Here is a 20670-nt window from a genome sequence, read left to right on the forward strand (position 1 = left end):
TGTTCCTTCTTTGTTCTTTATGCTAAGCGGGCAGGATGACGACGCGCGGCAAACCCTGGCTCGAACCGCACCCACATGGGCTCTATGTAAAGCCCGCCGACCTCTGGATCGATCCGTCGCGCCCGGTCGAACGCGCCGCGGTGACGCACGGCCATGCCGATCATGCGCGCAGCGGCCATGGCGCGGTGTTCGCGACGCCCGAGACGCTGGCGATCATGGCGCTGCGCTACGGCGTCGACGCCGCAGCGAGACACAATCAGGCTTTCCTCTATGGCGACGGGTTCGAGCGCGGCGGGGTGCGTTTCTCTTTCCACCCGGCGGGGCATGTGCTGGGCAGCGCGCAGATCGCGATGGAATATCGCGGCGAGCGGATCGTCGTCACCGGCGACTATAAGCGCCGCCCCGACCCGACCTGCGCGCCGTTCGAGGTCGTGCCGTGCGACATCTTCATCACGGAAGCGACCTTTGGTCTGCCGGTCTTCCGCCACCCGCCGACCCATGACGAGATCGCCAAGCTGATCGGCGCGGTGCGCGCCGAGCCCGACCGCTCGGTGCTCGTCGGCGCCTATGCGCTGGGGAAAGCGCAGCGGGTGATCGCCGAACTGCGCGCCGCCGGATGGAGCGCGCCCATCTATATTCACGGCGCGCTCGAACGCATGTGCGCGCTCTATGCGGCGCACGGCGTCGACCTTGGCGAGTTGCGGCTGGTGAGCGAGGCGGACAAGGCCGAGATGGCGGGGCAGATCGTCCTCGCGCCGCCCTCGGCGCTGAACGACCGCTGGTCACGGCGTCTGCCCGATCCGGTCACCGCGATGGCGTCGGGCTGGATGCGCGTGCGCCAGCGCGCGCGGCAGCGGATGGTCGAACTGCCGCTCGTCATCTCCGACCATGCCGACTGGGACGAACTCACCGCGACGATCACGGAGGTGAACCCCAGGGAAAGCTGGATCACCCATGGCAGCGAAGATGGCCTGCTGCGCTGGTGCGAACTGACCCAGCGCAAGGCGCGTGCGCTGCACCTCGTCGGCCGCGATCTGGAGGAGGAGGCGTGAAGCGCTTTGCGGCCCTGATCGATCGGCTGATCTACACGCGCTCGCGCAATACGAAGCTGGCGCTGATCGTCGATTACCTCCGCCACACCCCCGACCCCGATCGCGGCTGGGCGATCGCCGCGCTGACCGAAAGCCTCGACTTTCCGGCGGTGAAGGCGGGGACGGTGCGCGCTCTGCTCGGCGCGCGGGCGGATGAGGAATTGTTCCGCCTGTCGCGGCATTTCGTCGGCGATACGGCAGAGACGGCGGCGCTGCTGTGGCCGGATGCGGCAGCGCCGAAAGCCGATCTCAGCGTCACCGAAGCCGTCGACGCGCTCTCTGCCGCGACGCGCAGCGATGCGCCCGCGGTCCTTGCGTCGTTGCTCGACCGGCTCGATGCCGACGGGCGCTATGCGCTGCTCAAGCTCGCGCTCGGCGGGATGCGCGTCGGCGTGTCGGCTCGGCTCGCGAAGCAGGCGTTTGCGCAGGCCTTCGCCGTGCCCGTCGATGATGTCGAGGAGCTGTGGCACGCGATTCCGCCGCCCTATGCGCCGCTCTTCGCGTGGGGCGAGGGGAGGGCGCCGCGGCCCGATCTTGCCGACGTCGCTTTCTTCCGCCCCTTCATGCTCGCGCATCCGCTGGAGGGAGAGGCGATCGACTTCGACAGTTTCGCGGCTGAATGGAAATGGGACGGCATCCGCGTCCAGATCGTGCGCGGAGGTAGCGAGACGCGCATCTACAGCCGCGGCGGCGAGGAGATCAGTGCTGCCTTTCCCGAGCTGGTCGCGGCCTTCGACCAGGATGCGGTGATCGACGGCGAATTGCTCGTGCGCGGCGAAGTGCAGGGCGGCGAAGCGGCAAGCTTCAACGCGCTGCAACAGCGGCTCGGGCGCAAGACGGTCTCGAAGAAGATGCTCGCCGACTATCCGGCCTTCGTGCGTGTCTATGATCTGCTTGGCGTCGACGGCAACGACCTGCGCGGTCTGCCGTGGAGCGAGCGGCGGCGGCAGCTGGAGGCGTTCGTGCCGCGCCTCGCCGCCAGCCATTTCGACCTGTCGCAGGTGATCGAGGCGCGCGATTTCGAGCATCTGGCACAGCTTCGCGCCGGCGCGCGCGACGCGGCGATCGAGGGGGTGATGCTGAAGCGGCGCGATGCGCCCTATGTGGCGGGCCGCCGCGCCGGGCTCTGGTACAAGTGGAAGCGCGACCCGCTCGTCGCCGATTGCGTGATGATGTATGCGCAGCGCGGCAACGGGCGGCGCGCGAGCTTCTATTCCGACTATACTTTCGGCTGCTGGAGCGACGCGGGCGAATTGCTGCCGGTGGGCAAGGCCTATTCGGGCTTCACCGACGAGGAGCTGAAATGGCTCGACAAATTCGTTCGCGACCACACGCTGAACCGCTTCGGCCCGGTGCGCGAGGTCGAGAAGTCGCTCGTGCTCGAAGTCGCCTTCGATTCGATCCATGCGTCGAAACGCCACAAGTCGGGATTGGCGATGCGCTTCCCGCGCATCTCGCGCATCCGCCGCGACAAGCCCGCCGAAGAGGCCGACCGGATCGCGGCGCTGCGCGCGATGGTGACCTGAGTTGAGGGCGGGGAAGGAAAAATTGCCTGCGCAGGGCTTGCAACCATCCGGCGAAGCGCCGAATTAAGGGCCTATCCAATCAGAAAATGGAGACTGCCATGACGATCGCTTTCCCGCCGCTGCCCTATGCCGAGGACGCGCTGGCGCCGCATATTTCGGCCGACACGCTCGCGACCCATCATGGCAAGCACCACAAGGCCTATGTCGACAAGACCAATGCCGCGATCGAAGGCACCGAGCTTGCCGACAAGAGCCTCGAGGAAATCATCCACCACGCCGAGGGCGCGGGCAACAAGGGGCTGTTCAATAACAGCGCCCAGTCGTGGAACCACGCCTTCTACTGGAACAGCCTGTCGCCGAAGAAGAGCGCGCCGTCGGGCGATCTCGCCGCGGCGATCGACCGCGATTTCGGTTCGCTGGACGACCTCAAGAAGAAGCTGAAGGACACCGCGGTCAACCATTTCGCGTCGGGCTGGGCCTGGCTCGTCGCGAAGGACGGCAAGCTGTCGGTCACCGATACGCATGACGCCGGCACCGAAGTCACCGCGGGGATCAAGCCGCTGCTGGTGATCGACGTGTGGGAACATGCCTATTACATCGACCGCAAGAATCTGCGTCCCGCCTATGTCGACGCGGTGGTCGACGAGCTGCTGAACTGGGACTTCGCCGCCGAGAATCTCGCGCGCGACGGCGCCTGGACCTATCCGGGCTGACGAACCGATCCTCCCTGCCGCGAAGCGGTGGGGAGGGGGCCCATCCGAAGGATGGTGGAGGGGCTACGGCGCCAGCGCTCTTGCCCCTCCGTCAGCCCTGCGGGCTGCCACCTCCCCACGGCTTCGCCGCAGGGAGGATTTTTATTTCGGCGTTGCTGTCCCTATCGCCCCGGCGATGCGTCTTATATAGCGCCGCCATGACGATCAGCCTCTTCGAACTCTTCAAAATCGGTGTCGGACCCTCGAGCTCGCATACCGTCGGCCCGATGGTCGCCGCGCGGCGTTTTGCCGTCTGGCTGGACGAGCATGGCCTGCTCGCAAAAACCGCGCATGTCGAGGCCGACCTCTATGGTTCGCTCGCGCTGACCGGCAAGGGGCACGCCGCCGACACCGCGGTCGTCGCGGGGCTCGCCGGCGAAATCCCGGCCTCGACCAGCTTCGCCGCGATCAAGGCGCATTGGGACCGCGCATCGAGCGAAGGCTTCCTCTATCTGCTCGGCCGCCAGCGCGTCCGGTTCCAGCCGGCGAGCGACCTGCATTTCCAGATGAAGCAGCGCCAGCCCTTCCACAGCAACGCCCTCAGCTTCACCGCGCGCGACGGCGATGGGGAAATCCTTGCGAAGCGGATGTATTTCTCGATCGGCGGCGGCTTCGTCGTCGACGAGGACGAGGCGGGGCGCAACAGTCGCGGCGCCGAGGACGAGGTGGAACTGCCCTTTCCCTTCACTTCGGGCGCCGACCTGATGACGATGGGTGCCGCGTCGGGGAAGAGCTTTGCCGAGATGATGCTCGACAATGAATTCGTCCACCGCAGCCTTGCCGAGGTCGAGGCGGGGCTCGACGAAATCGCCGCGGCGATGGATGGCTCGATCGATGCGGGATGCAGCAGCACCGGCGTCCTCCCCGGTGGGCTCAAGGTCAAGCGTCGCGCGCCGCAGATCGCCGCCGACATCCGCGAGCGGCACGAAGCGAACCTGTCCGATCCGATGGCGATGATGGACTGGATCAACCTGTGGGCGATGGCGGTGAACGAGGAAAACGCCGCGGGCGGCAAGGTCGTCACCGCGCCGACCAATGGCGCGGCGGGGATCATCCCCGCGGTGATCCGCTACTACCGGCGCAGCTATCGCGGCAACGCCGCGGGCGTGCGCACCTTCCTGCTCGCCGCGGCCGCGGTCGGCGCATTGTATAAACGCAACGCCAGCATCTCGGGCGCCGAGGTCGGCTGCCAGGGCGAGGTCGGCGTCGCCTGCTCGATGGCGGCGGCGGGGCTGACGGCCGCCTTGGGTGGCACCAACGCGCAGGTCGAGAACGCCGCCGAGATCGGCATGGAGCACAACCTCGGCCTGACCTGCGACCCGATCGGCGGTCTCGTCCAGATCCCGTGCATCGAGCGCAACGCGATGGGCGCGATCAAGGCGATCGACGCCAGCCGCATCGCGATGATCGGCGACGGCACGCATGTCGTCAGCCTCGACACGGTCATCGCGACGATGCTGCAGACGGGCCGCGACATGCGGGATAAATATAAGGAAACGTCGAAGGGCGGGCTGGCGGTCAGTGTGGTGGAGTGTTGAGGGGCTTGCGCGCCATGCATTGATCTTTGAGTCGCGCTTGCTTTTCGGAAGCAGCATCCATCAGCCGACTCATTTCTTTTTCGACATTCAGCAGCATTGCCATCGGTAGCCGGTCTTCACGAAGCACGGCACCCGCTTCGTCTTGAATCTGGATATACAAATTCCGCTTAGCTCGCCCGATCGAAACGACGGCTCCCCAGTTGTTCGATACGGAGAGATAGCCACCACCTTGTTTGAAGTCGCTCGCGTAGTCCCGGGCGCTTTTGCAGGATTTTTGATTCATCGGGCAACTGCCAATGTGAATCCTGACTTTGTTCGCCGAAACTACGTTGTTGTAAGAGAATTGAATGATCCCGCGTTCGACATTCCTGTCTCGCGAAAAAAGGGAGCCGCCCCAATGAGCCCTGATCCGAGGAGCCTTTGTATTGCTGCGCCATTCGCCCTCAAAGGATCGATAATCGCTTCGCTTGTTGGCGTAGATATAGGCTTGCAACGTTCCGAACTCTGGACTTGTTGGCTCTTCCCGGCAGTAATAGGCATCCGGGTCATAAGGCGTGTCTCCTCGCGCGGGAACTGCGATCATTGTCGAGGCGGCAACCGCGGCGATCAGACACGGTGAAAGATTGCGGCGCATCAGGTTTCGCTCCCGTGAGGCTGGCGGAGTTCGGGATTACTTTTGGCAATTCGTCCTAAATGAGTCGTTGCAACGCTGTTCAATAAAATCTCCATTCTGCGTCATATTGTCCCACTCCGCTGCAACGCCCCCGGCAACTCCTCGCGCAGCTTGTCGATCAGCAGCCGCACCTTCGGCAGCAAATGCCGCCTTTGCGGATAGACCGCCCAGATCGGTTCCTCCTGCGGGCGCAGCGGGCGGAGAAGCGAGGCGAGCGCAACTCTATTTCATCGTCATCCCAGACTTGATCCGGGATCCATTGGTCCGGCGCTGGTTTGAATGGATCCCGGATCAAGTCCGGGGTGACGAAAGGGAGGGGCGTGTGAGAGGCGCATGACCTTTCCATTCTCGTCACCCTGAACCCTTCGACAGGCTCAGGACAGGCTTGTTTCAGGGTCCATGGCCTGATCTGTCCTTCAACGCTGCGCTTTTTGTTTCGCACAAAGCCACAAAGCCACGAAGAAGAAGGCTTGGGCCGACAGGTCCATTTCCCCATCAACGGTGCGGCTGGTCGCACGGTCACAAGAGAAAGCCGCTTCGCGGCCGACGCGACATCTTCGTGGCTTCGTGTCTTTGTGCGAAAAACAACTGGCACCGCCCTGACCGGATAGCGTCATGGATGCTGAAACGCGTTCAGCATGACGAAGCGGGAGAGGTGGGCGTCGCTCGCCTCGCCCCGCCCAGAGCGCTAAAATTGGGCTTTCCTACATTATTTCGTGGACATAGCCTGCTTGCCATGACCGCCGCGATCCTGCCCGTCACTGCCCTGCGCCTCGCTCCCGGCTTTGGTCGCCGGGGAAGCGAAACAAGAGGGGTGCGTGGCGTGACCTTTATGACCTTCCGAATAAAATCACGCCGAATTGCTATGCCGCCCGCGTCGCTGCGCGCTCCGATCTTGCATTGCCGCCGCATTTGCCTGATTGGAGCGCCCGAGAAGGAGACCGCCCCATGAAGACCCGTGCCGCCGTCGCGTTCGAAGCGAAGAAGCCGCTCGAAATCGTCGAACTCGACCTCGAAGGCCCGAAGGCCGGCGAGGTGCTGGTCGAGATCATGGCGACCGGCATCTGCCACACCGATGCGTACACGCTCGACGGGTTCGACAGCGAGGGCATCTTTCCGAGCGTGCTGGGGCATGAGGGCGCGGGCGTGGTGCGCGAGGTCGGCGCGGGCGTCACCAGCGTCGCCCCCGGCGACCATGTCATCCCGCTCTACACCCCCGAATGCCGCCAGTGCAAAAGCTGCCTCAGCGGCAAGACCAACCTCTGCACCGCGATCCGCGCCACGCAGGGCAAGGGGCTGATGCCCGACGGCACGACGCGCTTTTCATACAAGGGTCAGCCGATCTTCCATTATATGGGCTGTTCGACCTTCTCCAACTTCACCGTGCTGCCCGAGATCGCGGTCGCGAAGATCCGCGAGGACGCGCCGTTCCAGTCGAGCTGCTACATCGGCTGCGGCGTGACCACGGGGGTCGGCGCGGTGATCAACACCGCGAAGGTGCAGGTCGGCGACAATGTCGTCGTCTTCGGTTTGGGCGGTATCGGGCTCAACGTGATCCAGGGAGCGCGGCTTGCCGGCGCGAACCGGATCATCGGCGTCGACATCAACCCCGATCGCGAGGACTGGGGCCGCAAGTTCGGCATGACCGACTTCCTCAATTCGAAGGGCATGAGCCGCGAGGATGTCGTCGCGGCGATCGTCCAGATGACCGACGGCGGCGCCGATTACACCTTCGACGCGACGGGCAATACCGAGGTGATGCGCACCGCATTGGAAGCCTGCCACCGCGGCTGGGGCACCTCGATCATCATCGGCGTGGCCGAGGCGGGCAAGGAGATCGCGACGCGCCCGTTCCAGCTCGTCACCGGGCGCAACTGGCGCGGCACCGCGTTCGGCGGCGCCAAGGGGCGCACCGACGTGCCGAAGATCGTCGACATGTATATGCAGGGCAAGATCGAGATCGACCCGATGATCACCCACGTCATGGGCCTTGAAGACATCAACAAGGGCTTCGACCTGATGCATGCGGGGGAAAGCATCCGCAGCGTCGTCGTCTACTGAAGCGGAGGCACCCGAAATGTTCAGCCATGTGACGCTGGGGGCGAACGATATCGCCGCGACCAAGAATTTCTACGACGCGGTGCTCGGAACGCTCGGCGTGCCCGAAGGACGGATCGACGAACGCGGACGGCTGATCTACGCTCACGACGGCGGGCGGTTGCTCATTACGCAGCCCGTCAATGGCGGGACGGCAGCGTGCGGCAACGGCCATACGCTGGGTCTGCTCGCGGCATCGCCCGAGGCGGTCGACGCGTGGCACGCCGCGGGCCTCGCGAATGGCGGCGCCACTGCCGAGGATCCGCCGGGGATTCGTCAGGCGACCGAGGGGCGTGTGCTCTATCTCGCCTATCTGCGCGATCCCGCCGGGAACAAGCTCTGCGCTTTCCACAAGATTTCGGGCTGACATGGGTTCGACCGCTGCCGCGCGCTATATCCTGACGCTGGCGTGCGAGGACAAGGTCGGCATCGTTGCCGCGGTGACGGGGCTGCTTGCGGATGCCGACGGCTTCATCCTCGACAGCCAGCAATATGCCGACCTCGATTCGGGCCGCTTCTTCATGCGCGTCGAGTTCCGCGGCGCGGGGCCGCGCTTTCCCGAGGGGCTGGCCGCGGTGCAGGCGGCCTTCGCGCCGATCGTCGCGCGCTTCGAAATGGATGCACGGATCAGCGACCGCGCCGCGAAGCCGCGCTTCGTCATCGCGGTGTCGCAGGGCAGCCATTGCCTCAACGATCTGCTCCACCGCTGGTCGACCGGCAACCTCGCGATCGATATCGTCGGCGTCGTCTCGAACCATGAGGCGCTGCGGCGCCTGTCGGAATGGCACGGCGTGCCGTTCCACTATCTGCCGGTGAGCGACGCCAACCGCGCAGACCAAGAGGCCGCGATCCTCGACCTGATGGCGCGCGGCGGGGCCGACTATCTGGTGCTCGCGCGCTATATGCAGGTGCTGTCCAGCGATTTGTCGGCGAAGCTCGCGGGCCGCTGCATCAATATCCACCACAGCTTCCTGCCGGGTTTCAAGGGCGCCAAGCCCTATCACCGCGCGCACGAGCGCGGGGTGAAGCTGATCGGCGCGACCGCCCATTTCGTTACCGGCGACCTCGACGAGGGGCCGATCATCGAGCAGGCGGTCGAGCGTGTCGACCATCGCCAGTCGGTCGACGACCTGATCCGCACCGGGCGCGATATCGAGGCGCAGGTGCTCGCGCGGGCGGTGCGCTGGGTCGCCGAGCAGCGCGTGCTGATCGACGGGCGCAAGACGGTGGTTTTCCGCTAGGACCGGTCGCGCCGCTTTCGGGTTCGTCACTTTCGGGGAATGCCGAGCAGAATGGCGGCTGGCCCTGATCGGCGGCGCAGGGTAGGTATCGATTCGCAACCAGAATCAGGAGGAGCGGAACATGTATAGTCACAATATGGTCGGGTCGAACGACATGGAGGCGTCGAAGAAATTCTACGACGCCACCTTTCAGGCGATCGGTGGCAAGCCGGGGATTCAGGACGAGAAGGGCCGGCTCATCTATATGCATAACGGCGGATTGTTCCTGGTGACCGCGCCGATCGACGGCCAGCCGGCGACCGCGGGCAACGGCTGCACCATCGGCATCGCGATGGCGAACCCCGAACAGGCCGACGCGTGGCACGCGGCGGGCGTCGAAGCCGGCGGCACCGCGATCGAAGACCCGCCGGGCGTGCGCGAGGGCAATGGCATGAAAATGTATCTGGCCTATCTGCGCGATCCCGCGGGCAACAAGCTCTGCGCGCTGCACCGGATGTAAGGATGGCGATGCGCGGCGAAGCGGGGTTGATGGCGGACCTTGATGCCCTCGCCATTCCCTTTGCCGCGCACGAGCATGTCGCGGTGTTCACCGTCGCCGAAAGCGACGAGGTGAACGCCGCGATTCCGGGCGCGCATACCAAGAATCTGTTTTTGAAGGACAGTGGCGGGGCGTTCTGGCTCGTCACCGTGCCGGGCGCGGCGCGTGTCGACCTGAAGGCGCTGCCCGCCGCGATCGGCAGCAAGCGCGTGAGCTTCGGCAAGGCCGAGGATATGGACCGGCTGCTCGGCATCGCACCGGGATCGGTGACGCCGCTCGCCGCGATCAATGCGCCGCCGGGCAGCATTACCGTCGTACTCGACGCGGGGTTGGCGGCCGCCGACCGGGTGAATGTCCACCCGCTTCGCAACACCGCGACCCTCGGGCTTGGCGGTGCAACGATACTCGACCTCTTGCGTCATTGGGGACATCATCCCCTCGTCGCGCCCATTCCGGTTCAGGACCCCGCATGACCATCGAAACCGTCTCGACCACCCGCAGCCATGGCGGAACGCAGGGCGTCTACAGACATGCCAGCACGACGACCGGCACCGACATGACCTTCGCGGTTTTTATCCCCGACCATGCGCCGGATGCGAAACTGCCCGTGCTCTGGTATCTGTCGGGGCTGACCTGCACCCACGCCAATGTGATGGAGAAAGGCGAGTATCGCGCCGCCTGCGCCGAGCATGGCGTGATCTTCGTCGCGCCCGACACCAGTCCGCGCGGCGAGGAGGTGCCCGACGATGCCGATGCCGCCTATGATTTCGGGCATGGCGCCGGCTTTTATGTCGATGCGACCGTGGAGCCATGGGCGAAGCATTACCGGATGCGCTCCTATATCGAGGATGAACTGCCGTCGCTGATCCTCCGCAACTTTGCGGACGCCGACCTGACGCGGCAGGCGATCACCGGCCATTCGATGGGCGGGCACGGCGCGCTGACCATCGGCCTTCGCAATCAGGACCGCTTCCGCTCGGTCTCGGCCTTCTCGCCGATCGTCGCGCCGTCGCGCTGCCCGTGGGGGGAAAAGGCGCTCGGCGGCTATCTCGGCGACGACCGTGAGGATTGGCAGGCCTATGATGCCTGCGCGCTGCTCGATCAGGGACTGCGCGTGCCCGACCTGCTCGTCGATCAGGGCGAGGCCGACAATTTCCTCGCCGAACAGCTCAAGACCGAGTTGCTGGTCGAGGCGTGCGAGCGCGCGGGGCAGAAGGCCGAGATCCGTATGCAGCCGGGCTATGACCACAGCTATTATTTCATCTCGACCTTCATGGCCGAGCATGTGGCGTGGCACGCGGAGCGGTTGAAGGGGTAACAGCTCCCCTCCCGTTTGCGGGAGGGGTTGGGGGAGGGCATGTGGCGTTGCCGAACCCTCCCCGCTGCGACTAGCGAGCAAGCCTCGCTGCTCCTCCCGCAAGCGGAAGGGGAGCTAGCTATGCTCCGGAATCAGCAAGCTGGACGCCGTCGTCCGCCCCGCCTCCAGGTCCGCATGCGCGCGCGCTGCGTCCTGCAGACCATAGCGCTGTCCGACGGTGATCTTCACCGCGCCGCTTTCGATCATCTCGAACACCCGCGCCGCGCCGGCGGCCCGCTCGCCCGCGTGAAGATAATAGTCGAACAGCGTCGGCCGGGTGACGAACTGCGACCCATGCTGCGCGAGGATGCCGAGGTTGACTCCGGTCACCGGCCCGCCGGCATTGCCGTAGCTGACGATCAGCCCGCGCCGCGCCGTGGCTTTCAGCGACGCCGCCCAGGTCGCCATGCCGATGCCGTCGAAGGCGACGGGGACGCCCTGGCCGTCGGTGATCTCGCGAACATGCGCCGCGACATCCTCCTGCCTGTAGCGGATGACATGATCGGCGCCTGCCTCGCGCGCGACCTGCTCTTTCGCTTCGGTGCTGACGGTGCCGATCACTGTCGCGCCGATCGCCTTCAGCCACTGGACGAGGATCAGCCCGACCCCGCCCGCAGCGGCGTGGACGAGCACCGGCCAGCCTGCCTCGATTTTCGCGCAGCGTTCGACGAGCATCTCAACCGTGCAGGCCTTGAGCAAGGCCGCGGCGGCGGTGTCGTCGTCGATGGCGGCAGGAAGCTTGAACAGCGATGCGGCGGGGACGATCCGCGCGCTCGCATAGGCGTTGCGCTGCGGGCCGAAGGTCGCGACGCGGTCGCCGGGCTGGAGGCCGTGGACGTCGGCACCGACCGCGACCACCTCGCCCGCCGCCTCGACCCCGAGCCCGCCCGGAAGCTCGATCGGATAGGTGCCGTCGCGGTGATAAGTGTCGAGATAGTTCAGCCCAACGGCGGTCTGGCGCACGAGGACCTGGCCGGGCCCCGGATCGCCGAGCGTGACCTCGCGCCAGTCGATGACTTCGGGTCCGCCCTGCGTTTCGATAAAGGCTTCGATCGCCTGCATGGCCGCTCTCCTGCTGGTGCAGCCCATCTGGGGCGAGCGAACAGGTGACGCAAGGTCTGATGCGATATAAGCCCCTCCTCTTCAGAGGAGGGGTGAGTCAGCGGGGCGAGCGCGGCTTGCCCTTGCCGAAGGGCTTGGCCTTGAACCCCCCGGGTTTGCCATGGGGGCCCCGCGGCCCGTCGCCGCGTGGGCCGCCGCCCTTGTGCGATCCCTTGTGAGCGCCCTTCTCGCGCCGCGGCGGATAGGTCGCGCCGCCGGGCGCCGGGGTGATCGCAACCCCGCTGTCGTCCTCGCCGTCCTGGTTGGCGGTGCGCATCACCGCCTCGGCGAAGCGGTCGGCGATGGCGAGCGGGATGTTGAACAAGGTTTCCGACGGCCCGATGCGGATCGCGCCGATCTCGTGCTTCGTCACATGGCCGCGGCGGCAGAGGAGGGGAAGAATCCAGCGCGGGTCGGCGTTCTGGCGGCGGCCGATGTTGAGCTTGAACCAGACGCTGTCGTCGAACTGGTCGCGTCGCTCGCCGCGATCGGCCCGGTCGCCGTGCTCGAAACGCTCCCCGCGCTCGGGGCGTTCGGGACGCTCGCCGCGCGGACGCGGACCGGCGTCGATCAGATCCTCGGGCGGCGGCATCGTCGCGCGGTGCGCGCGGACGAGCGCGGCGGCGATGTCCTCCGCGCTGCGTTCGGCGAGCAGGCGCTGGCCGAGCTCGATATCCTCGGGTTCATGCTCCTGCGGCGCGAGCAGCTTTTCGATCAGCCGCTCCTGATCGCGTGCGTTAACGTCGGCCGCGGTCGGCGCGTTCATCCACTCGGCGGTGATGCGGGCGCCGCGCAGCATCCCGTCGACGCGGCGGCGGCGCGGATAGGGGACGATCAGCACCGCGGTGCCCTTCTTCCCCGCGCGCCCGGTGCGGCCCGAGCGGTGCTGGAGCGTTTCGGCGTCGCGCGGGATTTCGACATGGATGACGAGCGACAGGCTCGGCAGGTCGATGCCGCGCGCGGCGACGTCGGTTGCGACGCAGACGCGCGCGCGGCGGTCGCGCAATGCCTGCAGCGCATGGTTGCGCTCGTTCTGGCTATGCTCGCCTGACAGCGCGACCGCCGCGAAGCCGCGATTGACCAGCCGTGCGTGAAGGCGGCGGACATTGTCGCGCGTCGCGCAGAACAGCATCGCCGTGTCGGGCTCGTGCAGGCGCAAGAGGTTGATCACCGCGCCTTCGATGTCGGCGGGGGCGACGGTCACCACCTGATAGGCGATGTCGCCATGGCCGCGATCCTCGCCGACGGTCGAGATGCGCAGCGCATTATTCTGATAGCGCTTGGCAAGCTGCGCGATCGGCTTCGGGATCGTTGCCGAGAAGAGCAGGGTGCGGCGTGTGTCGGGGGTCGCGTCGAGGATTTCCTCTAGGTCTTCGCGAAAGCCCATGTCGAGCATCTCGTCGGCCTCGTCGAGCACCGCGACGCGCAGGCTTTCGAGGTCGAGCGCGCCGCGTTCGAGATGGTCGCGCAGGCGGCCGGGGGTGCCGACGACGATATGCACGCCCTGATTGAGATTGCGGCGTTCGCGGCTTGCGTCCATGCCGCCGACGCAGGTCGCGATGCGTGCGCCGGCCTTGGCGTAGAGCCAGGCGAGTTCGCGGCTGACCTGCAGCGCGAGCTCGCGCGTCGGGGCGACGATCAGCGCGAGTGGCGCCGCTGCGAAGGGCAGGCGGCCCTCCTCAAGCAGTTCGTCGGCCATGGCGAGGCCGAAGGCGACGGTCTTGCCCGACCCGGTCTGCGCGGAAACGAGCAGGTCGCGGCCGCGGGCCTCGGCCTCGACGACCTGTGCCTGGACGGGGGTCAGCGCCTCATAGCCGCGCGCGGTGAGGGCGTCCGCAAGGACGGGTGAAAGATGATCGAAAGACATATTTTTCTTCTTTTCCGTGGCGGGCTGCGCCGCCGATTCTTTAATTCATCATACCGGACTTGATCCGGCACCCATTCATCACTTGCCACGAAGCGCTGAATGGACCCCGGATCAAGTCCGGGGTGACGAAGGGTTACGAGCTTTTCCTAAAGGGCCTGGCCTGCCGCATGTCCGCTGGCCCAGGCCCATTGAAAATTATAGCCGCCCAGCCACCCGGTGACGTCCACGGCTTCGCCGATCGCATAGAGCCCCGGAACGCTTTTGGCCATCATTGTTTGCGACGAGAGCCCGGCGGTCGCGATTCCGCCGACGGTGACCTCGGCCTTGGCGAAGCCTTCGGTCCCGTTGGGGTGAAATATCCAGCGCTTGAGCTGCGCCTCGGCGTCGGCGAGCTTGCGGTCGGTCTGGGCGCCGATCTCGCCGGGGAGCGCGAGGCGATCGGCGAGAGTGCGCGCCAGCCGGTCGGGCAGCGGCAGCGCCGCGGCGAGCGGGACGCGCGGGCGCGTGCGCTTGGCTTCGGTCAGCCATCCCGGTGAGGCGTCGGGGAGGAAATCGATCATCACCGGCTCGCCGTGCCGCCAATAGCTGCTGACCTGGAGGATCGCGGGACCGGACAGGCCCTTGTGGGTGAAGAGCGCGGCCTCGCGGAACGCCGCCTTGCCCGCGCGCGCCTCGACCGGGGTCGCGACGCCCGAGAGGTCGCGGAACAGCACATCGTCACCGCCGAGCGTGAGCGGGACGAGCGCGGGGCGCGGCTCGACGATTTTGAGGCCAAAGCGGCGCGCAAGGTCATAGGCGAAGCCGGTCGCGGCCATCTTGGGAATGGAGGGGCCGCCGGTGGCGAGGACGAGATTGGGGGCGGTGAAACTTTGCTCGCCGAAGGTCACGCGGAACAGGTCGTCGCCGTGCGTGACCTCGCGCACCGGCTGGCCGCAGCGGACATCGACGCCGTTCTTGGCGCATTCTTCGAGCAGCATCGCGACGATCTGCTTCGCCGAGCCGTCGCAGAAGAGCTGGCCCAATGTTTTCTCGTGCCAGGCGATGCCGTAGCGATCGACGAGCGCGATGAAATCGGCGGGGGTATAGCGTGCGAGCGCCGACTTGGCGAAATGCGGGTTCGCCGAGATATAGCGATCCGCGGCGGTGTGGATGTTGGTGAAGTTGCAGCGCCCGCCGCCGGAAATGATGATTTTCTTCCCCACCTGCTCGGCATGGTCGAGCAGCAGGACGCGCTTGCCGCGCTGCCCCGCGACCGCCGCGCACATCAGCCCGGCCGCGCCGGCGCCCAGCACGACGGCATCATAATCAAAAGCGGTCATTGGACGATCAGCGCAGCTTCGCGATCGACAGCCCGTCGGCCTTGGCGCGGATCTTCACCGATTCCTCGCTGCGCGTCAGCGCCTTGGCGATGGCTTTGAGCGCCATGCCCTTTTTCGCGAGCGTGTGGAGCTTGTCGATCTCGGCGGCGGTCCACGGTTGCTTGTGGCGTTCGAACTTGTCCTTCATGCGTTCGCCTCCGGATCGGCTTCGGCGCCAAGGACGGTGATCGCATCCTCGCGCCCCTGGAATTCGACCGTGTCGCCAACTTCAGCGCCCATCAGCGCGCGGCCGAGCGGCGCGGTGAAAGCGATCAGCCCCGCTGTGGGGTCGGCCTCGTCATGGCCGACGATCGTCACCGCACGCTCGGCGCCGTTCAGCCTGTAGCGCACCCGGCTGCCGATGCCGACGACATCGGCGGTGGGCGCATCCTGCACCTCGGCGGTCGCGTGGCGGGTGCCGGCATAGCGCAGGCGGCGCAGCAGCTTCTTGCGCGCCTCCTCTTCGCTTGTCGCGGCGACGGCGGCCTCGAGGCGCGCGACCTCCTCGGCGAGCAGGCGGGCGCCGCGCGGCGTGACGAGGTTCGGCCCCACCGGGATCGGCCATTCGAAAGCCGGTTCCATATGTTCGTCGTCGCTCTCGCGGCGGAAGGCTACGCTCATCGTCTCTCTCGTCGGGAAGGAAAGCGTGTCTGTTGCACCGCGAAGGTGGCGACAAGATGGCGCGAAATTTCGTCCGCGCGCGTAACCGGCGCGCCCGCGCCCGCGAACCGGGGGCGATGCCCTTTGCCGCGATCCTTGATAGAGTGCCCCGATGAGCCCCGACGAACCGTCGCTCGCGCGCCTGATGGCTGCTTCGCAGCGCGGGGACCGTGCGGCCTATCGCGCGCTGCTGACCGATTGCCGCCGATGGCTGAGCCGCTATTTCGCGCGCCGCATCGCGCCGCACCAGATCGACGATCTGGTGCAGGAAACCCTCGTGTCGCTGCACCGCAAGCTTGCAACCTGGGACAGCGGGCGCCCCTTCCTGCCCTGGCTCGCGGCGATCGCGCGCTATCGCTGGATCGACGCGCTTCGCCGCCAGCGCGACGAGGCCGAGCTCGGCGACCATGACGCGGCGGTCGCGGCAGAGGACGAGGCGGTGCATGCGCGGCTCAGCCTCGACCATCTGCTGACGCGGCTGCCGCCGGGGCAGGCGCAGGCGATCACGCTGGTCAAGATCGAGGGCGCCTCGATCGCCGAGGCGGCACGCATCAGCGGCCAGAGCGAGTCGCTGGTCAAGGTGAACATCCATCGCGGGCTGAAGACGCTCGCGGGACTGGTGGAAAGCGAGTGAGATGAGCGACGCGTCGATCGACGAACTGATCGAGGGGCTGGCGGGTGAGCTCAAGCCTGTGCGCCCGCGGCGCGTGCTGCGCGGCGGGCTGTGGGTCGCAGCGGGCTGGATCGCGGGCGGCGCGCTGCTGCTCTGGCTGTTCGGGATGCGCCACGACCTCGCTGCGGGAGAGGCGATGGCGCCGCTGCCGATGCTCGCCTTCTGGCTGATCGTCGCGCTGGCGCTCGCCGCGAGCTGGAGCGCGCTGCGCATGGGATTGCCGGGCGTCGGGCGCGACTATGGCGGATGGCGCTGGGCGGGGCTCGCCGCGCTCGCCCTGCCGCTGACCGCACTGTTCATGGGGTTTGCCGACAGCCACGGCGCGATGACCGAAATGCGGCCCGATCATGGTATGCGCTGCACGCTCGACGGACTGATCGCCGGGATCGGCGTCGGGGCCGCGCTGTTCGCCTGGCTGAAAGGCGGCGCGCCGACATCGCCCGCGCGCGCCGGCTGGGTCGTCGGCATCGCTGCGGGGGCGGCGGGCGCCGCGGCGGTCGCGCTCCGCTGCTCTTCGAACGATATGATCCATATCGCGCTCTGGCACGGGCTCGCCATCCCGCTGTGGGCCGTCGCCGGGCGGGTGCTGCTCGCGCCGCTGCTCCGCTGGTAGGTGGACAAGTCCTTCTCCCTGTGTTAATCAAGTAACACACGAAAAAAGAATGAGCGGAGAATGACGATGCGAAACTGGACGATAGCGGTTCTGCCGCTGGCTCTCGCCATGACGGTGTCGGCGTGCAGCGCCGAAGGGACGAGCAGCAGCAAGGACGGCAAGCGGGTGGTCGCGTCTGGCCCTGCGGCGACGCAGAACTTCGACCTCAAGGGCTTCACCGGCGTCAAGGTCACCGGCCCCGACGATGTCACCATCCGCCAGGGCGACGCCTTCTCGATCAGCGCCAAGGGCCCGCAGGCCGAACTCGACGAGCTGGAGATCGTGCTCGACGGCTCAACGCTGTCGATCGGCCGCAAGCGCGAAGGCTTCAGCTTCACCCGCCACGACAGCAAAGGGGTCGAGATCAGCATCACCATGCCGAAGCTGCAGGCGCTGAAGCTGACCGGATCGGGGTCGATCGACGCCGACACGCTGGCCGCCGACGCAGCGACGCTCGACGTCACCGGCTCGGGCGACCTCGCGGTCGCGAAGCTGACCGCGAAGAGCGCCGACCTCGACGTTTCGGGCTCGGGCAATATCGAGGTCAAGGGCGGCGCGATCGACAGCGGCGATTTCGGCGTCACCGGATCGGGCGACATCGACGCCGAGGGGCTGGTCGCGCAGACGCTCGCGGTGTCGATCACCGGATCGGGCGACGTCGATGCGCAGGCGACCGCGAGCGCGGACATCAAGATACTCGGCTCGGGCGATGCGACGATCGGCGGCGGCGGCAAATGCTCGACGCACGCAATGGGATCGGGGACCGCGACCTGCCGGTAGATCGCTCGCGTTCAAACATTGCGTGTCCCCGCGAAGGCGGGGACCCATCTCCGGTCGGTTCCACCTTGCGCCAGCAGGAGATGGACCCCCGCCTTCAGCCTGCGGCTGAAGTTTATCCTGAGCGCCCGCTCTGCGGGCAGTCGAAGGGCGGGGGAACAGAGAGGCCAAAGGACGGCTTCATCTGGAACATCCTGTGGCGCGTCTCCTGCGAACGCAGTAAGGCGGCAACATGACCAGCTATTCGCGCCTGGCTGCCGTCGCGGCCGCCGCCCTGCTCCTGTCCGGCGCCGCGACTGCGGCCGAGAAGCGCTATGGCCTCACCAGCTTCGAGACCATCGAGATCGGCACCGACGTCGATGTCGAGGTGGTGACCCGCGCGCCGGTGAGCGCGGTGGCGACCGGATCGACCGACGCGCTCGACCGGCTGACGCTCGAAACCCGCGACGGGCGACTGGTGATCGGTGAAAAGAAATATGCGGGCGACGAAAATCGCCGCACCCCGCCCGGCCCGGTGATGATCCGCATCAACGCCGCGAACCTGCGCGCTGCGACGCTCGCGGGGGCGGGGTCGCTGCGGATCGACCGCCTCAAGGGCGCGCGGGTCACGATCGGGCTGCGCGGGCCGGGGCGGGTGAGCGTCGATGCGATCGACGCCGACCGGCTGAGCGTCGCGATGATCGGCAACGGCACGATGACGCTGGCCGGCAAGGCCAAGCAGGGTCAGATGACGCTGTCGGGCGCGGGAGTCGTCGATGCGGGCAGGCTTTCGGTCGACGATCTGGTCAGCGACAGCGAAGGCGCGGGCGATCATATCCTGAACGCGGTGAAGACCGCGGCGGTGACGACGCGCGGGGTGGGCAAGACCGTCGTGCTCGGCCGCCCCGCCTGCACCGTGCGCAACCTCGGCAGCGGGACGGTGAGCTGCGGGCCGGGGAAGTAGCGGCGGCGGGTTTCGACCGATTGCGGCTGCTCCTCTCCCCTCCCGCTTGCGGGAGGGGCAGCATGCGTTGCCCTAAAACGGCCGCTCCCCACCCCAAAGCCGATATCGGTTCCAAATAGGCCTTTCCTACATTATCCGGCTGTGCCAGCTTTCATCCGGCTCTTTCATTTGGTGGATAAAAGCGGTCGCGGCCCAGCTTGCGGATGCGGCCAGGGCGAGGCGTGCCGGGTGCGTTCTGCACCCCGCGAGGTCTCAATCGGGGAATGCAATGGGCTGAACTTTGCTGAACTTTGGAGTGATTACTCGGTCCTGCCGACCAGATCCCGGGTCCAGGCCACAATGACGAACGAGGGGATGGCAGATCTCCACCCCAATGCAGGCATCGGTACACCAAGCCGGATCAGTGCGCCGCGCCGCCCAGCCCGTCGACCTTTTTCGACTGTTTGACGATCAGCCCCGGAAAGAAGCGCGCGAGGCGTGACAGGCGTTTGGCCATCTTGCCGACGGTGACGTGCACCCTGGCGCCGTGGACCGCGTCCCACGCCGCCTCGGCGACGCGTTCGACGGGGACGATCTCGAACCCGCTGGACGACAGGCGGTCGCGTGCGGGCTCGTTGCTGTCGGCGGCGACCTGGTCGAGCAGCGGGGTGTCGATGAAGCCCGGCATCAGCGAACGAACCTTGATGTCGTGCTTGGCGAATTCGATCTCGAGCGCTTCGGTCAGCCCGCGCACCGCGAATTTGGTCGCCGAATAGATCGCGAGCCCGGCGACGCCGTAAAAGCCCGACGCCGAGCCGGTGTTGAGGATCGTCGATCCCGGCGTCGCGCGGAGCAGCGGCAGCGCGCTGTAGATTCCATTGACGACGCCGCCGAAGTTGATCGCGATCAGCCGGTCGGCCTCCTCCGGCGCCATGTCGGCGAACTGGCCGCCGGTTCCGATTCCGGCGTTGTTGAACAGGACGTCGAGCCGTCCGCCGCTGACCGCCGCAAAGGCGTCGAGCGCGGCCGTCCACTGATCGCGGTCGCGCACGTCCATGATGTGGCGCGACGAGGCGCCCTCGGGCAGCAGCGCCGCGGTCTCGTCGATCCCTCGCGCATTGACGTCGGCGATGCCGACGAACCAGCCTTGCGCTGCGAAATGGCGCGCGGTCGCGCGGCCGATACCCGAACCGCCGCCGGTGATGAAGATCGCCTTTCGTGCCACGCCCGCTCTCCCTTACATTTATGTCAGCACCAGATGGTGCGAAGCCGGCGGGCGCGTCAAGCCGCAATCGCGGCTTGGCAAGGGGCGGGTGGCGTCGCTATCAGGGCGGCAATGTTTCGCCTGCGCCTGATGTTCCTGACCTTGCTGGCCTTTTGCCTCGGCACCGCGCTTCCCGCCGAGGCGGCGGTGACGGTCAGCTTTTACAGCCATGATTTCGGCGACCGCTTTCCGCACGCCTTCATCACGGTCAAGGGCACGCTCGACGGCAGTGGGCAGGCGATCGACAATAATTTCGGCTTCACCGCGAAGAATGTCAGCCCGGCGATCCTGCTCGGGTCGGTGAAGGGCTATGTCCAGACGTCGAAGGACGATTATATCGCCAAGAGCGACCGGCAGTTCAGCGTCACCGTCGACGACGCGACCTATGCGCGGCTGATCGCCAAGGTTCGCGAATGGCAGGACCGCAAGCAGCCGAGCTATAGCCTGAACAAGGCCAACTGCGTTCATTTCGTGATGGAACTGGCCGAGGTCGTCGGGCTGAAGGTCAACCGCAAGAGCAAGTTTTTCAAGAAGCCCAAGAGTTTCCTGCTGGAGGTAAAGGGTCTGAATCCGGGGCTTTGAC

Annotated in this window: 23 protein-coding genes; 16 read left to right on the plus strand and 7 right to left on the minus strand. The window is 66.6% G+C overall.

Annotated elements, in window-relative coordinates:
• Window positions 1–35 precede the first annotated feature (35 nt).
• The 4 genes from NP825_RS02040 (at window position 36) to NP825_RS02055 (ending at window position 4907) form a co-directional block, all read left to right on the plus strand.
• The gene (locus tag NP825_RS02040; protein WP_257547998.1) at window positions 36–1052 is read left to right on the plus strand and encodes a ligase-associated DNA damage response exonuclease; all 1017 of its coding nucleotides are present in this window, start codon (window positions 36–38) and stop codon (window positions 1050–1052) included.
• On the plus strand, window positions 1049–2617 hold the full coding sequence (locus tag NP825_RS02045) for a cisplatin damage response ATP-dependent DNA ligase (protein WP_257548000.1): 1569 nt from the start codon (window positions 1049–1051) through the stop codon (window positions 2615–2617). Before NP825_RS02040 ends, NP825_RS02045 begins: the two co-directional genes overlap by 4 nt.
• Window positions 2618–2715: 98 nt before the next feature.
• Window positions 2716–3330 carry a superoxide dismutase gene (locus NP825_RS02050; RefSeq protein ID WP_257548002.1) on the plus strand — a complete coding sequence of 205 codons (615 nt, stop codon included), beginning with the start codon at window positions 2716–2718 and terminating at the stop codon, window positions 3328–3330.
• 197 nt (window positions 3331–3527) lie between these two features.
• Window positions 3528–4907, plus strand: a complete 1380-nt coding sequence (locus NP825_RS02055; protein WP_257548003.1) for an L-serine ammonia-lyase — start codon at window positions 3528–3530, stop codon at window positions 4905–4907.
• Here NP825_RS02055 and NP825_RS02060 read toward each other — a convergent pair.
• Window positions 4888–5541 (minus strand): hypothetical protein, encoded by a 654-nt coding sequence (locus NP825_RS02060; RefSeq protein ID WP_257548004.1) that lies wholly within the window; start codon window positions 5539–5541, stop codon window positions 4888–4890. The genes NP825_RS02055 and NP825_RS02060 overlap by 20 nt on opposite strands.
• Window positions 5542–6316: 775 nt before the next feature.
• On the opposite strand from NP825_RS02060, the gene NP825_RS02070 reads away from it, so the two are divergent.
• From NP825_RS02070 to fghA, 7 genes are all read left to right on the plus strand, one after another.
• Window positions 6317–6532 carry a hypothetical protein gene (locus NP825_RS02070; RefSeq protein ID WP_257548005.1) on the plus strand — a complete coding sequence of 72 codons (216 nt, stop codon included), beginning with the start codon at window positions 6317–6319 and terminating at the stop codon, window positions 6530–6532.
• Window positions 6529–7641 (plus strand): S-(hydroxymethyl)glutathione dehydrogenase/class III alcohol dehydrogenase, encoded by a 1113-nt coding sequence (locus NP825_RS02075; protein WP_257548006.1) that lies wholly within the window; start codon window positions 6529–6531, stop codon window positions 7639–7641. Before NP825_RS02070 ends, NP825_RS02075 begins: the two co-directional genes overlap by 4 nt.
• A 16-nt stretch (window positions 7642–7657) precedes the next feature.
• Entirely contained in the window at window positions 7658–8044 is a 387-nt protein-coding gene (locus NP825_RS02080) for a VOC family protein (protein WP_257548007.1), read from the plus strand.
• 1 nt (window position 8045) lies between these two features.
• Window positions 8046–8918, plus strand: a complete 873-nt coding sequence (gene purU, locus NP825_RS02085) for a formyltetrahydrofolate deformylase (RefSeq protein ID WP_257548008.1) — start codon at window positions 8046–8048, stop codon at window positions 8916–8918.
• 121 nt (window positions 8919–9039) lie between these two features.
• A complete protein-coding gene (locus tag NP825_RS02090; protein ID WP_257548009.1) occupies window positions 9040–9417 on the plus strand; it encodes a VOC family protein in 378 nt (125 codons plus the stop codon).
• A 2-nt stretch (window positions 9418–9419) separates the two neighbouring features.
• Complete coding sequence (locus tag NP825_RS02095; RefSeq protein WP_374046517.1) at window positions 9420–9929, plus strand: prolyl-tRNA synthetase associated domain-containing protein; 510 nt, start codon at window positions 9420–9422, stop codon at window positions 9927–9929.
• Window positions 9926–10774, plus strand: coding sequence for an S-formylglutathione hydrolase (gene fghA / locus NP825_RS02100; RefSeq protein WP_257548010.1), 849 nt, complete (start codon window positions 9926–9928; stop codon window positions 10772–10774). Before NP825_RS02095 ends, fghA begins: the two co-directional genes overlap by 4 nt.
• Window positions 10775–10888: 114 nt before the next feature.
• Here fghA and NP825_RS02105 read toward each other — a convergent pair whose 3' ends face one another.
• The 5 genes from NP825_RS02105 to NP825_RS02125 all read right to left on the minus strand — a co-directional run bounded on the left by NP825_RS02105 (window position 10889) and on the right by NP825_RS02125 (window position 15760).
• The gene (locus NP825_RS02105; protein WP_257548012.1) at window positions 10889–11875 is read right to left on the minus strand and encodes a quinone oxidoreductase; all 987 of its coding nucleotides are present in this window, start codon (window positions 11873–11875) and stop codon (window positions 10889–10891) included.
• Between the two features lie 97 nt (window positions 11876–11972).
• The gene (locus NP825_RS02110) at window positions 11973–13781 is read right to left on the minus strand and encodes a DEAD/DEAH box helicase (protein WP_257548013.1); all 1809 of its coding nucleotides are present in this window, start codon (window positions 13779–13781) and stop codon (window positions 11973–11975) included.
• Window positions 13782–13927: 146 nt separating this feature from the next.
• Window positions 13928–15100 (minus strand): NAD(P)/FAD-dependent oxidoreductase, encoded by a 1173-nt coding sequence (locus NP825_RS02115; RefSeq protein ID WP_257548014.1) that lies wholly within the window; start codon window positions 15098–15100, stop codon window positions 13928–13930.
• Window positions 15101–15107: 7 nt separating this feature from the next.
• Entirely contained in the window at window positions 15108–15287 is a 180-nt protein-coding gene (locus tag NP825_RS02120; protein ID WP_003052619.1) for a hypothetical protein, read from the minus strand.
• Complete coding sequence (locus tag NP825_RS02125) at window positions 15284–15760, minus strand: GreA/GreB family elongation factor (protein WP_257548015.1); 477 nt, start codon at window positions 15758–15760, stop codon at window positions 15284–15286. The genes NP825_RS02120 and NP825_RS02125 overlap by 4 nt, the downstream gene beginning before the upstream one ends.
• Before the next feature lie 151 nt (window positions 15761–15911).
• Here NP825_RS02125 and NP825_RS02130 point away from each other — a divergent pair, with 151 nt between their 5' ends.
• The 4 genes from NP825_RS02130 to NP825_RS02145 all read left to right on the plus strand — a co-directional run bounded on the left by NP825_RS02130 (window position 15912) and on the right by NP825_RS02145 (window position 18844).
• Window positions 15912–16433 carry a sigma-70 family RNA polymerase sigma factor gene (locus tag NP825_RS02130; RefSeq protein ID WP_257548016.1) on the plus strand — a complete coding sequence of 174 codons (522 nt, stop codon included), beginning with the start codon at window positions 15912–15914 and terminating at the stop codon, window positions 16431–16433.
• A 1-nt stretch (window position 16434) separates the two neighbouring features.
• The gene (locus tag NP825_RS02135) at window positions 16435–17085 is read left to right on the plus strand and encodes a DUF1109 domain-containing protein (RefSeq protein ID WP_257548017.1); all 651 of its coding nucleotides are present in this window, start codon (window positions 16435–16437) and stop codon (window positions 17083–17085) included.
• 60 nt (window positions 17086–17145) lie between these two features.
• Entirely contained in the window at window positions 17146–17904 is a 759-nt protein-coding gene (locus tag NP825_RS02140) for a head GIN domain-containing protein (RefSeq protein WP_257548018.1), read from the plus strand.
• Window positions 17905–18133: 229 nt separating this feature from the next.
• The gene (locus NP825_RS02145) at window positions 18134–18844 is read left to right on the plus strand and encodes a head GIN domain-containing protein (RefSeq protein WP_257548019.1); all 711 of its coding nucleotides are present in this window, start codon (window positions 18134–18136) and stop codon (window positions 18842–18844) included.
• Window positions 18845–19244: 400 nt separating this feature from the next.
• Here the strand turns inward: NP825_RS02145 and NP825_RS02150 are convergent, their stop codons facing one another.
• Entirely contained in the window at window positions 19245–20048 is an 804-nt protein-coding gene (locus NP825_RS02150; protein ID WP_257548020.1) for an SDR family oxidoreductase, read from the minus strand.
• A 111-nt stretch (window positions 20049–20159) separates the two neighbouring features.
• Here NP825_RS02150 and NP825_RS02155 point away from each other — a divergent pair, with 111 nt between their 5' ends.
• Window positions 20160–20669 (plus strand): hypothetical protein, encoded by a 510-nt coding sequence (locus NP825_RS02155; protein WP_257548021.1) that lies wholly within the window; start codon window positions 20160–20162, stop codon window positions 20667–20669.
• Window position 20670 lies beyond the last annotated feature (1 nt).

Source organism: Sphingopyxis sp. DBS4 (genome assembly GCF_024628865.1).
Classification (GTDB): Bacteria; Pseudomonadota; Alphaproteobacteria; order Sphingomonadales; family Sphingomonadaceae; genus Sphingopyxis.